At 48.3% G+C, this 16,011-nt stretch carries 12 protein-coding genes and 1 riboswitch; of the genes, 7 read left to right on the top strand and 5 right to left on the bottom strand.

All coding sequences use genetic code 11. From position 1 onward, the window contains the following. Positions 1-3 precede the first annotated feature (3 nt). From NST47_RS34575 to NST47_RS34545, 7 genes are all read left to right on the top strand, one after another. Positions 4-2,367: a helix-turn-helix domain-containing protein gene (locus NST47_RS34575; protein ID WP_341159172.1), complete on the top strand. Its 2,364-nt coding sequence runs from the start codon at positions 4-6 to the stop codon at positions 2,365-2,367. A 120-nt stretch (positions 2,368-2,487) separates the two neighbouring features. Then, a riboswitch (cobalamin riboswitch) is annotated at positions 2,488-2,683 on the top strand. A gap of 154 nt (positions 2,684-2,837) precedes the next feature. Beyond that, positions 2,838-4,439 carry an ABC transporter substrate-binding protein gene (locus NST47_RS34570; protein ID WP_341159171.1) on the top strand — a complete coding sequence of 534 codons (1,602 nt, stop codon included), beginning with the start codon at positions 2,838-2,840 and terminating at the stop codon, positions 4,437-4,439. Beyond that, a complete protein-coding gene (nikB, locus tag NST47_RS34565; protein WP_341159170.1) occupies positions 4,402-5,382 on the top strand; it encodes a nickel ABC transporter permease in 981 nt (326 codons plus the stop codon). Before NST47_RS34570 ends, nikB begins: the two co-directional genes overlap by 38 nt. Continuing rightward, positions 5,379-6,299 (top strand): ABC transporter permease, encoded by a 921-nt coding sequence (locus NST47_RS34560; protein ID WP_341159169.1) that lies wholly within the window; start codon positions 5,379-5,381, stop codon positions 6,297-6,299. The genes nikB and NST47_RS34560 overlap by 4 nt, the downstream gene beginning before the upstream one ends. Positions 6,300-6,434: 135 nt before the next feature. Further along, positions 6,435-7,331, top strand: coding sequence for an ABC transporter ATP-binding protein (locus tag NST47_RS34555; protein ID WP_341159168.1), 897 nt, complete (start codon positions 6,435-6,437; stop codon positions 7,329-7,331). Beyond that, positions 7,294-8,061 carry an ATP-binding cassette domain-containing protein gene (locus NST47_RS34550; protein ID WP_341159167.1) on the top strand — a complete coding sequence of 256 codons (768 nt, stop codon included), beginning with the start codon at positions 7,294-7,296 and terminating at the stop codon, positions 8,059-8,061. Before NST47_RS34555 ends, NST47_RS34550 begins: the two co-directional genes overlap by 38 nt. Before the next feature lie 14 nt (positions 8,062-8,075). Then, the gene (locus NST47_RS34545; RefSeq protein WP_341159166.1) at positions 8,076-8,783 is read left to right on the top strand and encodes a hypothetical protein; all 708 of its coding nucleotides are present in this window, start codon (positions 8,076-8,078) and stop codon (positions 8,781-8,783) included. Between the two features lie 36 nt (positions 8,784-8,819). Here the strand turns inward: NST47_RS34545 and NST47_RS34540 are convergent, their stop codons facing one another. The 5 genes from NST47_RS34540 to NST47_RS34520 form a co-directional block, all read right to left on the bottom strand. Then, a complete protein-coding gene (locus NST47_RS34540; RefSeq protein WP_341159165.1) occupies positions 8,820-11,186 on the bottom strand; it encodes a helix-turn-helix domain-containing protein in 2,367 nt (788 codons plus the stop codon). Further along, complete coding sequence (locus tag NST47_RS34535; protein WP_341159164.1) at positions 11,187-12,524, bottom strand: sulfatase-like hydrolase/transferase; 1,338 nt, start codon at positions 12,522-12,524, stop codon at positions 11,187-11,189. It lies immediately after the preceding gene. Between the two features lies 1 nt (position 12,525). Continuing rightward, positions 12,526-14,061: an extracellular solute-binding protein gene (locus tag NST47_RS34530; RefSeq protein WP_341159163.1), complete on the bottom strand. Its 1,536-nt coding sequence runs from the start codon at positions 14,059-14,061 to the stop codon at positions 12,526-12,528. Between the two features lie 84 nt (positions 14,062-14,145). Next, positions 14,146-15,021: a carbohydrate ABC transporter permease gene (locus NST47_RS34525; RefSeq protein ID WP_341159162.1), complete on the bottom strand. Its 876-nt coding sequence runs from the start codon at positions 15,019-15,021 to the stop codon at positions 14,146-14,148. Beyond that, a complete protein-coding gene (locus NST47_RS34520) occupies positions 15,022-15,945 on the bottom strand; it encodes an ABC transporter permease (RefSeq protein ID WP_341159161.1) in 924 nt (307 codons plus the stop codon). Positions 15,946-16,011 lie beyond the last annotated feature (66 nt).

Below are 16,011 nucleotides of genomic sequence, written 5' to 3'. Positions count from 1 at the left end.
ACTATGGCAGACACGAAAAAATCCGGTATCTCCCCACGTCTGTATTCACGGATGAAAACCTATTTTTTCTCCTATATGCTTCTGGTCGTGCTTCTGCTGGTGGGTATTGGCGGGTATATGAATACGAGTTTTTTCCATACGCTGCAGGGAGTTGTCGAGCAATCGAATGTGGCTTCCCTGCAGCAAATTCGCGATCAGATCGATCAACGGCTCGTGGAGCTGCAGCGGATGTCCGTGCAGATATCCCGCAACACGAAGCTGCTGCCCTATATGATAACCCAAGGGGGCTTTGAAGCGGCTCAGGCCAATCAGGAGCTGAGATCGTACGGCTCTACCAGCTCATTCCTGCTCGATATCGGCGTGTATTACGCGCAGGCACAAGCGAACAAAGTATATGCTGCCAGCGGTGTGTATGATCTCGATACCTTCCTGGAGCAGATTTATCCATTTCAAGGCTTGAACCAAAGTGCATTTGAAAAACTGGTCTCGGACTTAAAGGGTCCGCTGATCATGCCCGTACAATCGATTGTTATCAACGGTGCCAACAATACGGATGCAACACTCTATTTGTATCCCGTTCCCAATAACGGCAGCACGAAGCCATATGAGGTTATTATTTATGTGATTAATGGTGCGGAGATCAAAAAAACAGTCGGAGGCGCACTGAAGCAATTCGAGGGCATGGCGGTTGTGATCGATAAACAGGGCAAGCCTATCGTGTCCGTATCCAGTGAAACCGTTGGGAGTCTCGATTCTGCACAGCTTCTGGCCTACCTTCCCGATCAGCCTTCCGCTTCGGTTCAGACCGTTCGTTTATCGGAGGGAAGCTACTCCTCGGTCCGACTCGATTCCAGCGTTGTCCCGTGGTCGTATTATGTCGTGATGCCGACGGAGCAATTTCTCAATCGGGTACGCCATACGCAAATGATTTTCTATGTGACGATTCTTACGACCTTGCTGCTCGGTATTGTGCTGTCCTACATGCTGGCTACCCATAACTATAAGCCGATCAAACGGCTGCTGGAATCTCTCCGCAATAAAGGTACAAGTGATTCTTACCAAGGCAAAGACGAGCTGGGCTGGATCTCCAGAACGATAGAGGATATGAGCATTGAAAACAGCGGTTTGCGTTCACGACTGCGGACGAAGTCGGCGATGATTAAGGAGAAGCTGCTCTCCGATCTGTTGAAGGGCAATGTGAAATCGAAGGCAGATATCGCAGAGCTGTTGGATACAGCGGGTATGAAGCTGGGAGATGATCATTTTGCCGTGCTGTTGTTCATCATTGATGATTATCGGCGGTTCGAGGAAATGAATACGACTATTATTCAAAATCTGCTCAAATACAGCATTATTAATGTAGCGGAAGAGATTTCGCTTGAAGCCGGATACGGGTATGGTATCGATATGACAGAAAATAACGGTGTCGTGGTGCTGGTCGGCATGGAGCCGATGGTTGATCCCTTGCACATGATAACGGAGGTAGCCGAGAAAACGAGACAATTTTTCGAGCAGAGCTTTCCTTTTACGGTGACGGTAGGGGTCAGTGATATTTTTGAGGATGCGCTTGCTATTCCTAAATATTTCAGGCAATCGTATGAATCGGCCCAATACCGGTTTATGAAGGGACACAATTGTGTGATTCAATACCAGGATCTTCCTTCCCCGACTTCGTTGTCTCAGCCTATGCATGAATTTGAGGAACAGCTTGTTAAAGCACTAAAGCAGGGGAGTAAAGAAGGGGCCGTCCGTGCCATTCATGACGAGATGATTGAAATTCGCAGGTATGATCTTGCGGTTTCTTTTGTGCAAAGCATCTGTTTTCGCTTATTCGATGGGGTAGTTAAGCAGCTGGAGGAGATCAACCTGCCGCTTAATCATGAAGGAGAGAGGGAAAAGGTTGCACTGCGTGCCTTTGAATTTGAGACGTTGGATGAGTTTGAGCGAGCCTTTGTAAGGTTTTGCGGTCGGCTGGCCGATGACATTTCTATGAAAAAGGAAAGCAAAAACTTTGAGCTGCGCGACAAGCTGTCTACGTACATTCATGATAATTACATGGACGGTACGCTCAGTCTGAGTAAAATCGCAGAGCAATTCTCGCTGTCACCCTCCTATTTGTCCCGTTATTTCAAGAATCAGATGGGGATTGGCATCAGTGAATATGCAGACGAGCTCCGAATGGAAAAGGCGAAGGAGCTATTGCAAACGAACACCTGGACGGTAAAAGAGGTGACAGAGCAGGTTGGTTACGCTGATCAGACTTATTTTATCCGTAAATTTAAGAAAAGGGAGGGGATTACGCCTCAGCAATACAAGCTTTTGTCAACAACGGGGGAGCCATTCGGCAATAGCTCCGATCCCACATGAGGTTATGGCAAGAACCAGGTCGGCTTGTTATATGGCTGGCCTATTTGTAGTTTCTTATAATACTTCTACGTCTTCCATTGATTAATAGGGAATAGTAGTGTATATTCTTAATAGTAATAATTACATATTAAGTGAATAGGTGCTCTGTATCGTAATCTCGCTCAGAGCTTAATAGGGAAGTTCGGTGAAAAACTGATGAGGTCCCGCTACTGTAACAGAGGAGTCAAAGCGTAAATGCCACTGATCGCAGGATCGGGAAGGTGCTTGTCGATTATGAATCTGGAGCCAGGAGACCTGCCTATTCGACAGACACTGCTTAACCTACGGGAGATAGGGAGGTGTTAAAGACAGCCATCGTTAGCAATAGTCTATACGATCACGGGCATCTTTTACCTTTGTACGGCAGAGGTTAACGATGTCTTTTTTGCATCTGTATGTAATTGAAATAATGGAGAGAAGGTTTATAAAACATGATAAGCAAGTTGTACCAGCAAGCAAGACAATATGCAAAATTAGGACTGTTAAGCGCCAGCATGGCAATTGCTTTATGGGGCTGCAGCAGTCCAAGCCCGCAAACGGCGGAGCAGCCACCAGCAGCACCCAGCCAGGTACAGCCAACTGAGGTTGTCTTGGCAGCTCCACGCGACCTGGCTCCGGGTCCACAGGATGCTTATTACACGAGCACCATTCTCTATGTATGGGAGCCGCTGATTACAGCCGGTGAAGACGGTAAGCCTGCGCCTAAGCTCGCCGCTTCCTGGAAAATGTCCGAGGATGGCAAAGAATGGACGTTCCAGCTTCGTCCCAATGTGACTTTTCATGATGGAGAAAAGCTGAATGCCGATGCAGTTATCGCCAATTTTAACCGTTATAAGCTTGCCAGTCCCAAAAGCTCACCCTTTTATACATTGGACATTAAAAGCTCGTACCCCGGATTAAAAGAGGTAACGAAGGTTGACGATATGTCGTTCAAGCTGAGCTTCGAAACACCGCAGCCTACTCTACTGTATTCGATGGTTAACTTTTCCAGTCCGATCTACAGTCCCAAAAACTTTACCGAAAAAGGTGATTTTAACGGATTGCCGCAAGGTACCGGACCTTTCAAGCTGATCAAGCACGAGAAGGATCAATATGCGCTGCTGGAAGCTTATGATGGATATTATGGCGATAAAGCCAAAACGAAGACGATTCGAGTTCGTGTCATTCCCGACCCGGATACAAGATTGTCGGCTCTGAAATCAGGTGAAATTATGGGTGTTATGGATTTGGGTGCAATTCCTCCTGCCTTGGCCAAGGAGCTATTGAAGGACAAGCAGTTTGAGGTTTCAGTAGCGAAATCGACGATTTCCCACTACCTGCACCCGAACGGCCAAAAGCCGCCTTTTGACAATCCAAAGCTGCGGCAAGCGATTTCGCTGGCGATCGATCGCCAACAGCTGGTAAAGGAGCTTTATTTGGGCTACCCTACCGCTACGGTTAATTTCCTGAATGCAACGTCTCCTTTCTATAAGGATTTTAAAGTGGACTATAATTTGGCGGAGGCCAAGAAATTAGCTGCTGAAGCGCTTGGCGGCAAACGTGAAAAGGTTGATTTGATCGTACCGACCTATGGGCTGGATCGTTACCCTTACAAAGCGCAGGCCGAGCTGCTGCAGGCAGTATTCAAGGAGCTTTCTCTTGATGTGGACATTCGTATTCTGGATGGCGCTGCATTCAAGGAAGCACAGAGCAAGGGCGAATATAATCTGGCTTTGGCCACGCAAGGACTTCCGAACGGTGATCCGTTCACACTGTTCACTAATTATCTGGGCAGCACAGGTTCAAGCAACAAGAGCTATAGTCTGGGCTACAAAAATGATCGTGTGGATCAATTGCTTAAAGAGGCTAAGGATGCGCTTGGCATGGATGAGAGAACCAAGATTTATAATGAGCTGCAAGCTTTGGCGGTACAGGACCTGCCGACAATTCCATTGTTCAATGATGCCAGCCTGATTGCTTACAACAAGAAGATTAAAGGCTATCAAGCGACGATTTATGGCACTACGCTGCCGCAATTGGAATGGGCTAAGTAGCATGCTGTATGTGTTCCGCCGAATAACGGCCGCTATTCCTGTGCTGATCGGCATATCGCTGATTGCTTTCATGCTGAACCTGGTCTCTCCCGGCGATCCTGCTGTAGAGGCGCTGAGCTTAAGCGGAATGAAAGAGCCTACCGAGCAGGAGGTTGCAGTGAAGCGGGAGGAGCTTGGGTTGAACGACCCGATCCCCGTTCAATATGTGCGATGGCTTAACAGAGCTGTACAAGGCGATCTGGGCTCCTCCTACATGACAAAGGATTCGGTAAGCGGTGAAATTATTCGCCGTCTGCCCGTCACACTCTCTGTAGCTCTGCTTGCTGTTGTGTTAGCGGTCGGTACAGGGATTCCGGCAGGCATGCTGATGGCCTTAAAGAAAAATGGCTGGATCGACCATGCTGGACGTGCCGCTGCTATGCTGCTGGTATCGATTCCCGGCTTTTGGCTGGCCATCCTGCTGATTACGTTATTTTCGGAAAAGCTCCATCTGCTGCCGACCAGCGGATACGGTACTTGGAAGCATCTAGTCATGCCGGCGATTGTGCTTGCTTCAGGAACGAGTGCCGTATTGATGCGGTTAACACGGTCTACCTTGCTGGAAACGATGAACCACAGCTATATTTTGACGGCAAGGGCCAAGGGGCTGCGTGAAGGAAATATCGTTACCTGGCATGCGCTTCGCAATGCATTAATCCCGTTAGTTACCGTAATCGGTACGTATTTTGGCGCGATCATGGGCGGTTCTGTCATTGTGGAGGTCATCTTCGCTTTGCCTGGAATCGGCAGATTTGCGATTGAGGGGATTCTACGCAGGGATTACCCGGTCATTCAAGGGTATGTCGTGTTTACCGGGCTTGTCTATGTCGTATTTAATTTGCTTACGGATTTTTCATATTTGATCATTCATCCGCAGATGAGGCTGGGAGGAAAGCTGAAGTGACCTTACAACCTGACAGCACAGCATCCCGGAGTCATGCCTCAGCTGCATCCAGCCTCTCCGTGATGAAGAGTCGGTTGTCTGCCATTGTCAGCACGCTGTCTCCACTTGGTATCGCTGCGATTGTTATTCTGTTCACGATCCTGACAGCGAGCATTCTTGCACCGTGGATTGCTCCGTATGACCCGAATCAGATCCATATGTCTGAGCGGCTTGCACCGCTGTCCTTCAGCCATTGGCTCGGTACGGATACACTGGGCAGGGATGTGTTCAGTCGTATTTTGTATGGCGGGCGGATTTCTATTGTGCTGGCCCTTGTAGTGACGATTGCCACAATGCTGATCGGGCTTATTATCGGGACAATAGCGGGATATTTTGGCGGTTGGTTGGATGATTGTATTCAGATCGGTATCAGCATATTCCAGGGCTTGCCTGGACTGAGCTTTATGATCGCGATCGCCGGTACGCTCGGGCCGGGTGTCAACAGCTTGTTTATCGCGCTAGTCGTCACCTCATGGGCTGACTTTTCCCGAGTCGTGCGTGGCGAAGTGATGAAGATACGTGAGGAATCGTATGTCGAGGGCATTCGGGCGATGGGTGGAAAGCATGGCTATATTGTGCTTAAGCATGTAGTACCGAATATGATAGGTCCCATGATTGTACTGTTTACGGTAAGGATTGGGCGGGTGATTCTGTCTATCGCGTCCTTAAGCTTTCTGGGCTTGGGGCTGCAGCCGCCAACCCCTGACTGGGGAGTTATGGTGAACGATGCGAGACCCTACTTCCGCAGTTATTTTCATCTGATTGTTGCGCCTGGACTTTGTATTGCACTTGTTTCTTTGGCGATTAACTGCTTGGGTGACGTATTAAGAGATGTTTTCGACACAAAGGCAGAAAAAGATAAATTCTGGATTTCCTGATGGTGACAGGGTAGCAGTACTTGCGGCGTCAGGAGCTCGGGGGTAGCAGAAGGAGGAGGGAAACGTATCAGCACGCTTTTATCGATTGAACAGGTATCCGTCGGATTTCAGACAGCGGCCGGTACAGTCAGGGCAGTGGATAATGTTACCCTGGCGCTGCAGCAGGGGCAAATTCTCGGCCTGATCGGGGAAACGGGCAGCGGTAAATCGGTGCTGGGGCTCTCGATTCCCGGTCTGCTGCCTTATCATGCATCCATAGCGGGAGCGATTCATTACAAGGGACGTAATTTGCTGGATTTGGATTCGGAGCGTATGCGCAGGCTGCGTGGAACGGAAATTGCCTTCATCCCGCAAAATCCTGCTTCTTCCTTGAACCCGGTCATGCGAATAGGCCGACAATTGATCGAAGCGATCAAGGGTCGTGGATCACAGGCAAGCAAGCGTGAGCATGCGCTGCGTCTGCTGCAGGAGCTGCAGCTGCCAGATCCTGAGCATAAGCTAAGGCAGTATCCTTTTCAGCTGAGCGGCGGTATGAAGCAGCGAATTCTCGCAGCAATGGGGGCAGCAGGAAGCCCGTCGCTCCTGATTGCCGATGAGCCAACCAAAGGACTGGACGCTTTGGTACGCTATCAGATGGTTGAGCTATTGCGGAGGACTGCCAAGCATACGGGAGCGGGTATGCTCGTCATTACCCATGATCTGCAGGTAGCCAAGTCGTTATGTGATGTAGTTGCTGTCATGTACGCCGGACAAGTGGTCGAGATGGGTCCTGCGCGGGAGTTGTTTCAACAGCCGCAGCATCCGTATACGCAAGGCTTGCTGCGTTCGATGCCTGTTCATGGGATGGTGCCGATTCCGGGGTCGAGCCCCGGACTTTCGGATGTACTGCCGGGCTGCAGATTTTATCCGCGCTGCTCGATAGGTGTTCCCTCTTGCAGCAGCCGTATTCCTGAGCTGGTCACGTTACAATCGGGCAAGGTGAGGTGTTGGTTACATGATCCGAGTGGAGGGCTTGTGCAAGACGTTCACTAGCGGCTGGCTGCGTCGAAGAAGGGTGGAGGCCGTAAAGGACGTTTCCTTTTCCATAGCCAAAGGAGAGACTTTGGGCCTGGTTGGGGAGAGCGGCTGCGGGAAATCGACCTTATCACGGCTAATGGTCAAGCTGCTGCCCGCCGATCAAGGCCGTATATATATGGAAGATCAAGATATTACGAATTATACAATGACGCGGATGCTTCCGCTGCGAAGGCAGATGCAAATTATATTTCAGCACCCTGACTCTGCACTCAACCCCCGCCAAACGATGCAGCAAAGTTTGATTGAGCCGCTGCTGCTGCATCGTTTGATGGGCAAGGACGAAGCCCTGTATAAAGCTGTAGAGCTGCTGGAGCTTGTAGGCTTGGGCAGCGATATGCTGATTCGCTATCCGCATCAGATCAGTGGTGGACAAATTCAACGAGTCGTAATTGCCAGAGCCTTGACCTTGAATCCGAGGTTTCTTGTATTGGATGAGCCAACCTCGATGCTTGATGTATCTGTGCAAGCGCAAGTAATAGAGGTGCTGCAGCAGGTGCAAAGTCAATTCGAGATGGCGTATTTGTTCATTTCTCATGATCTGGAGCTCGTTGCCCATGTCTGTCAGCATATGGCCATCATGCATCGGGGGGGAATTATAGAGCAGGCGTGTAGTAAGGAAATCATGGAGCAGCCGCAGCATCCTTATACAAAACAATTGGTACAAGCTTTTGGAAATATGAGATAAAGGAGCGATTTCGAATGAACGATAAACCACATGAACTTGCCCCATCTACCTACTGGATAAAGGCCTGGGAGCAGGCTGTGTTATCCAACACGCGTACCGCAAGCGATGAGGAGGAAGAGCAGTATTGGCAGGAGCATGCATCCGTCTATGATGAGCGCAATCCACTGGCGCCTTACACTCAGGTTATTATGGAGCAAGTAATAGCGGACTTGAAGCCAAGTGATCATCTGCTGGAGGTTGGGCCGGGTACAGGCGGATTTACTCAGCTATTGGTTCCTTATGTAGCCTCGATCACGTTGGTTGAGCCATCAGCCGCCATGTATAAGGAGTTCTGTCTCAGCTGGGCAAGCATGAGCTATCCGCTGCCGAAAGCGATGGCGGTGAAGTGGGAGAAAACACCTCCGCTTCAAGCAGACATTTTGTTCAGCGCAAATGCGGTTTACCGGATTCGTGATATGAAGGCATGTTTGATCCAGATGAACCAGACAGCTACACGCCATGTGTTTCTCGTGCAATCGATCGGAAGACCTTGTGCCGGGCCGCTGCAGGTCGAGCTGGATGGAGCAGCAACGGAGCGGGAGCGTGCAGCTGCAATCTCTGATATATTAACGGAGCTTGGGATCAAGCATCAATATCGAACTTTTCCAATACAACGTAAAAACGGTGCTGTGCATGATGTCGCTCTTATTCATTGGGAGCCGCAGGCTGTATCTACCGATTAGATCAGCACTAGCGTTGAGCGGATCAGATCGCTGCGATTATTTGTGCTGATTCGTTTCCCGGTATTGACTCGGTGTGACATATTCATGCTTCTTGAATATCCGGTTGAAATAGGTGGTCTGGTAGCCAACCTGCTCGGCAATTTCACTAATTCTCAAGTCGGTCTGAATTAATAATTCCTTCGATCTGCTGATCCGCAATCCGGTCAAGTAATCGATAAAATTGACGCCTGTTATTTGCTTGAAAACTTTACTTAAAGTAAAAGGGTTCACATGGTACAGATCAGCACAGCTTTCCAAGGAAATGGTACCGTCGCTATATTTCCGGTGCATGGTTTCAATCACTTTTTCCACCAACCAGATTAACCGTCGGTCCTGTGCATCGGAGGTTTTCCTAACCTCCTCAATATAGGGGATGACAATTTTAGTTTCAAACCATTTGGCTGCCTCCGGCTTTACCCGGATCTGCGACAGCTGCTCAAAGAAATTCGTGTCTTCCTTGCATTCCGCTATCGGATACCCTGACTTGAGAAAAGCATTCTGGATATTGCCCAGCAGCTGCAGTAAACCTTGTTGAAACACATAGGCCTTGCCTGCATTTTTCTCAAGCTCATTGCAAAACTGATCCAGCAGACGGAGCGATTCTTCCTCCTGACCGGCCCGCAGCGATTGAATGAGCTCACTTTCCGTGTTAAAAGGATAATTCACCTTGGCTTCTCCTTGCGGGAGGTAGTCGGCTACGTCCAGAATTTGGTTGGATTCATCTACATTGCGGAATCTTTGGGCATGCTGTGCTTCCTGAAGGACATCGGGTACTTCCTGAATGGAGGACGTCAGCCGGCCCAGACTTACCGTTAATTTCATTTTCAGTAAAGATTCCAGGTCATGGACAAGCTCCTCGGCAAATTGGAACAAAGCCGTTTTCATCTGTCCAGTCTTAAGCTCGGAAAGTGGATATATGACAAGAAGACCTACAGACAAGTCTTGAAAGTTGATCACTTCCACCTGCTGGAACCGACGGCTTGCGGCTTCATTCGTAATGTTAGCCATTGCAAAGGTAATAAGCTGCTCATCGCCTTCACGAAACCGGCCGTTTATATTGGATAAACCATGCATACGAACGACAATGACTGCAAAACCCTTGTGCTCAACATCCCAGCCTAGTTGAAGCATGCGCTCACGCAAATCATCCTCAGATAGATGGTACAAATGCCCTTGCAAATGCTGCAGCAAAAAGCCCTCCCGGAGGGAAGGGAGCTGCTGTTCCAGCCTTTGATTCAAGCTTTCGCTTTCCTTTGTCATCGAAGCCCACTGACGTTCAATAAATTGGATTTCGTTGCTGTCGTCATGACCATCTCCGTAATGACCCGCAGACTTATTCATACGAAACAGTCCGAGGAGATGATGAATAGGCTGGTACAGCTTTTTGGAAGCGACGAGTGATAGAGCAGCCGCAACAAGCAGGCCACACAGACTGATGGCATAGATCAGTCTGGAGACGATCACGACCGGGATCAGCAGATTGGACATGGAGGAAGCGGTAGCGTAATGCCATGTAGAGCCAAGCCTGCGCAAATTCCCGCTCATGACGGAATACTTGTCTCCATCAAACGAAAAAACATCCGTCGATAAAAGGGACTCCGAATTTGTTGCTTTCGCATTCAGTACTTCAGTTAACTTGTTCTGTAAGCCGGTATCGCCGTGTACAGGGACAATGATTTGTCCGCTTGCATCCATCAGCATAGCCCCTCCTTTTTCATAGGGGACAAGCTCTTCAATCATTTTAGTTAGCGTATCGGTCTTAAGATACATCACTAACGCAGCATAGGGATCACTACTGCCAGGCGGCAATTTGTAGATCAATGCCGGAGAATTCACCGTATCCTTGCTGCCAATCTTTTCGAAAGCGGGCAGCCAGTACGTGGTATCGCTATGCTGCAGCAGTGCATGTAATCTGGCTTTATCATCGTCATTACTAAGAGCAACGACACCCCCCGCTTCCGAGATGACATTACCGGGTTTATCCAGATAGAGCACAACCTGATCGATCAGCAGATTAGAGCCTTTTATAAGAAACAGCGTCTTGTATATATCCAATATCAGTTCATAATCGTAGATTTGTTCAAGTTTACGAATGTTGGAGCCAAAGATAGGATTGAATGACCATTGTGTGGCCGTATTTTCCAAATGGGACAAGTATTCATCAATACGCTCGGACGCTTGCTTTACCTGCTTCTGATGCGTTCCGATGACTTCCTTTTCAATCTGCTGGGTGCCGATCCAATTGACAGCGACTCCAATAAAAAGGATAGGCAGGGAGGTGACAAGCAGAATGATCAGCAGCCCTTTTCGGTAAAAATGCTGCTGTTTAGAGTTGAGTCCGAGCCATGATAAAGGTGTCTTCATTTAGTGAAATCCTAACTCCTTTCGACGCATACGGAATCGTTCAAGCTGCTCCGCATAGTCGGGATGATCAATGAAATTTAAGGTTTCTTCCGGATTGTGATTCAAATCAAACAATACCTCAGGCATCTCCGTACCATAATATTGATATTTAAGATGGTCCTGCTTAATCATAATATGGGTGCCGCCAAATTGGGAGACGCTCTCATTATCCCAATTGCTGCTGGCCCCTGTCAACAAGGGTACCAGGCTGCGGCTGTCCAGATCAGGCGGCACAGGAATGTTGGCCATGTCACACAACGTCGCAAAGAGATCACACAAGTTGACGTTTTCCATGACCTTGTGTCCACCCTCGATATGTTGAGGCCAGCGGATAAGGAGAGGGACGCGCGCACTGCCTTCAAAAAACTTTTGTTTTTCCCAAACTCCATGCTCACCCAGCATTTCTCCGTGGTCACTTGTATAGACAATGATCCATTCATCCAGATTCTGGCCTGCTTGCTCCAATGCCCACAGCACCGTTCCGAAATGATCATCCACCGTTTCGATCATCGCATAGTAGGCAGCAACGGCCCGGCGTATTTCCCTTTCGCTGGCATCTGTGCCGGGCTGCACTTGAAACCTGCTTAGAAAAGGGTGATCCGTAACCTGCTGCTGTTGAAAAGGCTCGACACGGTTTAGGTAATAGCGAAATTTATCCTCATCAGCCGTATAGGGATAATGCGGTTGTAGCAAGCTGACCTTGAGCAGCAGCGGTTTGTTAGGAGTTTCCCGGTCATAATAAGGATTGAGAAAATAATTATCTATGAAATCCAAAGCTCCTTGCACCGTGTACTCATCCTTGACTATGTGCGGTGCACGTCCAATGCCAGCCCGTTTGATTTCCTTCTCCTGCGTCCATTTCATATCGCTCATCGGGCGAAGCGTCCTGCGGCATTCTTCTTCATTACGTCCCTCGATAAAAGGAAGACCAACCTCCGTATCGTCGCCAATACGCTGCGTCCAGCCCTGCATCTGATCGCTTCCATAGTGATGGAGCTTGCCGCAAGCTACGGTGGAATAGCCGTACTGCGCAAAGCGCCGGGCAAACGTCATATGCCCTGGTTGTAAATCAGCGCCAAACACTTCGCAGCCGGTATGGCGGGGAAACTGCCCGGCCATTAAGCTCTGTCTGCCAGGAATACAAATCGGCGATGGGGTGTAGGCGTTGAGTAGCACCGCGCCTGTTTGGGCTAGCCAATCCAAATTCGCAGTCCGGATGACCGAATTACCTTCATATCCGGTGACATCTGCCCTATGCTCGTCGCTCATCAAAAATAAAATGTTAGGTTTCTTACCCATATTATTTTTTCACCCTTTTCGCATACTCTTCATTGATTTCCTTCACAATTTTCTGGTAATCAGGCTCCGTTTTCAGTTTAGCGATAAAATCGTCCCAAGCAGTGATGGGCTCTCTGCCCATAATAACTTTGGTTTTCATATCCTGTATTTTCTTGTCATATTCTTTGCCGACCTTAGTTGCAGTATCGGAAATAAGCCCGATAGCCGGATTGGGAATGGCAACCTTGGCCCGTTCATCAATAATGGTCCGATTGCGATCCATAAAGTCAGCTGGAATCCCGCTTTGATAGCCGCGTTGATACTTATCCAAATTCGCAAAAATCCAGCCGTATGCATTCACTTTATCTTTGATAGCCTGCTCATTTGTCGTTTTTAAACCGTCTTTTTCCGTATAATGAATGTCCTTCAATCCGTAATTGGCGAGTACCCAGCCTTCTTCACTCGCGCCGTAATCCATGAACTGCAATATTTGTTTGACCTTGGCCTCCGGTACGGATTTAGGGATAACAAACATCCCGTAGGAACCGATGTTTTTCGGAGCGTACTTGCCGTTTGGTCCCTCCAGGTAAGTAAGTGGCATCACATCCGCCTTAGGATTCGCTTTTCGCATTTGTCCCGTTAGCAGCCAGGATGGATTCATCGCATCCGCAAACATTCCTGCTTTATTGGTGGTAATGTTTTCCCTCACCTGGGAATTTTTGAGGGTTGGGAAATCCGGCGATATAATGCCCTCGGCATAAGCTTTGTTCAGCCATACTAGGGCATCTCGGGTTTCTTTTCCTGTGTAGGTATCAAGCAATTGCCCATCCTTTGCCTTCCATCTGCCATTTGAACCATTAAACGTATTTTCAACCCAATCGAATTGCCCCATGCCTTCTGCAGCGACAAAACCGGTAAAGCCTATAGTATCCTTTTTCCCGTTACCATCGGGGTCCTTGTCTGTGAAGGCTTTCATCACATTGTACATATCGTCCATTGTGACAGGGACCTTCAGTCCAAGCTGGTCGAGCCAATCTTTACGGATTAGCGGAATATTTTCCCCGCCTATTAATGCTCTGGAACGAGGGATGCCATAGTATTTGCCGTCAATCGCAATGCCTGACCAGGTTTCCTCAGGGAACTTGCTTAAATTCGGATAATTCTTCACCTGGGCTGTAAGGTCCCAGAATGCGCCCTGTTTGGCCATGGAGAGAACCTGAGGATGATAGGGGTCAAGCACGAGCATCATTTCCGGAATATCGCCGGACGCTAAAGTAACATTCTGCTTGTCACCGTAATTGTTGGATGAGACCCATGAAAAATTAAGCTTTGTATTTGTCCGCTTTTCGATTTCCAGCTTTACAGGATTATCTTCACCTGGCGGGTCTGCCAGCGTAAGCTCAAGCATGATGTTGAGAGCCGTTGGTTTGGCCTCCTTGTCAGGAGCAGCCGTGCCTCCCGATCCTGTCGAGCCAGCATCTGTGCTGCAGCCGGCCAATGCGGTAGTTAAACTGAGTGCGGATGCCAGTATCACGGTCATTCGTTTATTTTTTGTCATATGGAGTGCCTCCCTGTTCTCATTTCAATATTTTTAAGATGTGGATGGTAGGATTTCATGACTTAGGATGACATTACTATTGTGTTATCCCTTTACGGAGCCGACCATTGCGCCTTTTGCAAAATGCTTTTGCAGGAATGGATATACCATGATAATAGGCACGGTTGCGACCACGATAGCGGCCATTTTAATTGTCTCCGGCGGAATATACTGCTCTGCACTTGCTTCAGCGGCGGCGGCTCCAGTTGAGGTTGCCGAATCGATCAGCATGTTTTGTAAAAGGATTTGCAGCGGCCAGATGTTATGATCATTGATATAAAGGACAGCATGGAAAAACGTATTCCAATAAGCAACTGCATAAAACAGTCCGAAGGCGGCCATAGCCGGCAAGGAGAGCGGGAGAATGATCCGTATCCAGACACCGATGTCATTGCAGCCATCGATCGTAGCCGCCTCTTCCAGGCTTTCCGGAATACTATCATAGAACCCTTTCATCAGAATGACATACCAGCCGCTCGAAAGCACTGGAATAATTAAGGACCAGACACTATTCACTAAGCCCAATTCTCGGACTAACAAATAGTTCGGGATAATCCCCGGTTGGAACAAGGTGGTTAAGAGCACCATTAGCATCAGGATTTTTCTGAATTTAAGACGTTTACGTGATAACGTATAAGAAAAGGTAGAGGTGACGATCAGGCTCATAGCCGTCCCGACTGTTGCCAGAAAACCACTGATCCCAATCGCTTTAACAAAGGCATCGGTAGACAGTATATATTGATAGGACTGCAGGCTCCAGTGCTCGGGAAACAAAACAAGTCCTTTGGCCATATATTCGTCCGGGTTGGTAAAGGACACGATGAATACGTAATACAGCGGAAACAAAGTGATGAGCCCCACCAAAGACAAAATGGTGATGTTGCTTATCGTAAATAGACGATCCCCCAAGCTTTGCTTCATCTAATATACACCCTCCTCTCCGAATTTTTTGGCCAGCTTATTCGCGCCTATGACCAAGATCAGTCCAACCACCGACTTGAATAGCCCGACAGCGGTACTGAAGCTGAACTGTCCCTGCTTCACACCGACACGGAACACATAGGTGTCAAAAACATCAGCAACCTCGGAAACGGCACCGTTCATCATCAGGTACACCTGCTCAAAGCCGACGTCCATAATATGACCGATACGCAAAATTAGCAGGATGATAATTACGTTACGGATGGCGGGAAGCGTCACATGCCAGATTTGGCGAAAACGGCCTGCTCCATCCATTTTGGCTGCCTCATATAACTGTGTATCCACCCCGGCAATGGCTGCAAGGAAAATAATCGTACCCCATCCTGCATCTTTCCAAATGGTTTGGACCGTGAGCAAGAGCCAGAAATAATCGGGATTGGTCAAAAAATCTATTTTACCAAAACCAAACGCAATCAGCAGCTTGTTCAGTATTCCCTCCGTCTGTGACATAAGTAAAAAGGATATGCCGACAATAATGACCCAGGATAAAAAGTGCGGCAGATAGACAATGGACTGAATGGAGCGCTTGAAAAACTCCCCCCGCAATTCATTGAGCAGTAATGAAATCACGATCGGCAGCGGGAAGAAAAAAATAAGATTCAGCACATTAATCGCCATCGTATTACGAAACAGCTTGATAAAATCGGGGTTGGAAAAAAAACGTTGGAAATGCTCCAATCCGACCCAGGTGCTTTTTAGGACGCCAGCATAGGGAGAATAATCCTGAAACGAAATGACGATTCCCCACATCGGTACATATTTGAAAAGTAAAAAATAAATCACTCCCGGAAGAGCTAACAGGTATAAGTATTTGTCCTTATTTAAAGCTTTGAGGCTCCTGCTGTACCCGCTTCCTCCAATCATTGTGCATCCTCCTTTCGCATGTAAGTGTATTGGCCTGTACTCAAGGTAAACCAGTATGTACTTCCC

This window comes from Paenibacillus sp. FSL H8-0034 (genome assembly GCF_038000305.1).
In the GTDB taxonomy this organism is placed as follows: Bacteria; Bacillota; Bacilli; order Paenibacillales; family NBRC-103111; genus Paenibacillus_S.
This window is presented reverse-complemented; position numbering and strand designations above follow the sequence as displayed.

What these genes read in the sequence shown, in the direction of transcription:
- NST47_RS34575 (WP_341159172.1), top strand. Translation starts at nt 4, where the DNA reads ATGGCAGACACGAAAAAATCCGGTATCTCCCCACGTCTGTATTCACGG.
- NST47_RS34570 (WP_341159171.1), top strand. Translation starts at nt 2,838, where the DNA reads ATGATAAGCAAGTTGTACCAGCAAGCAAGACAATATGCAAAATTAGGA.
- nikB (WP_341159170.1), top strand. Translation starts at nt 4,402, where the DNA reads ATGGCACTACGCTGCCGCAATTGGAATGGGCTAAGTAGCATGCTGTAT.
- NST47_RS34550 (WP_341159167.1), top strand. Translation starts at nt 7,294, where the DNA reads ATGATCCGAGTGGAGGGCTTGTGCAAGACGTTCACTAGCGGCTGGCTG.
- NST47_RS34545 (WP_341159166.1), top strand. Translation starts at nt 8,076, where the DNA reads ATGAACGATAAACCACATGAACTTGCCCCATCTACCTACTGGATAAAG.
- NST47_RS34540 (WP_341159165.1), bottom strand. Translation starts at nt 11,186, where the DNA reads ATGAAGACACCTTTATCATGGCTCGGACTCAACTCTAAACAGCAGCAT.
- NST47_RS34535 (WP_341159164.1), bottom strand. Translation starts at nt 12,524, where the DNA reads ATGGGTAAGAAACCTAACATTTTATTTTTGATGAGCGACGAGCATAGG.
- NST47_RS34530 (WP_341159163.1), bottom strand. Translation starts at nt 14,061, where the DNA reads ATGACAAAAAATAAACGAATGACCGTGATACTGGCATCCGCACTCAGT.
- NST47_RS34525 (WP_341159162.1), bottom strand. Translation starts at nt 15,021, where the DNA reads ATGAAGCAAAGCTTGGGGGATCGTCTATTTACGATAAGCAACATCACC.
- NST47_RS34520 (WP_341159161.1), bottom strand. Translation starts at nt 15,945, where the DNA reads ATGATTGGAGGAAGCGGGTACAGCAGGAGCCTCAAAGCTTTAAATAAG.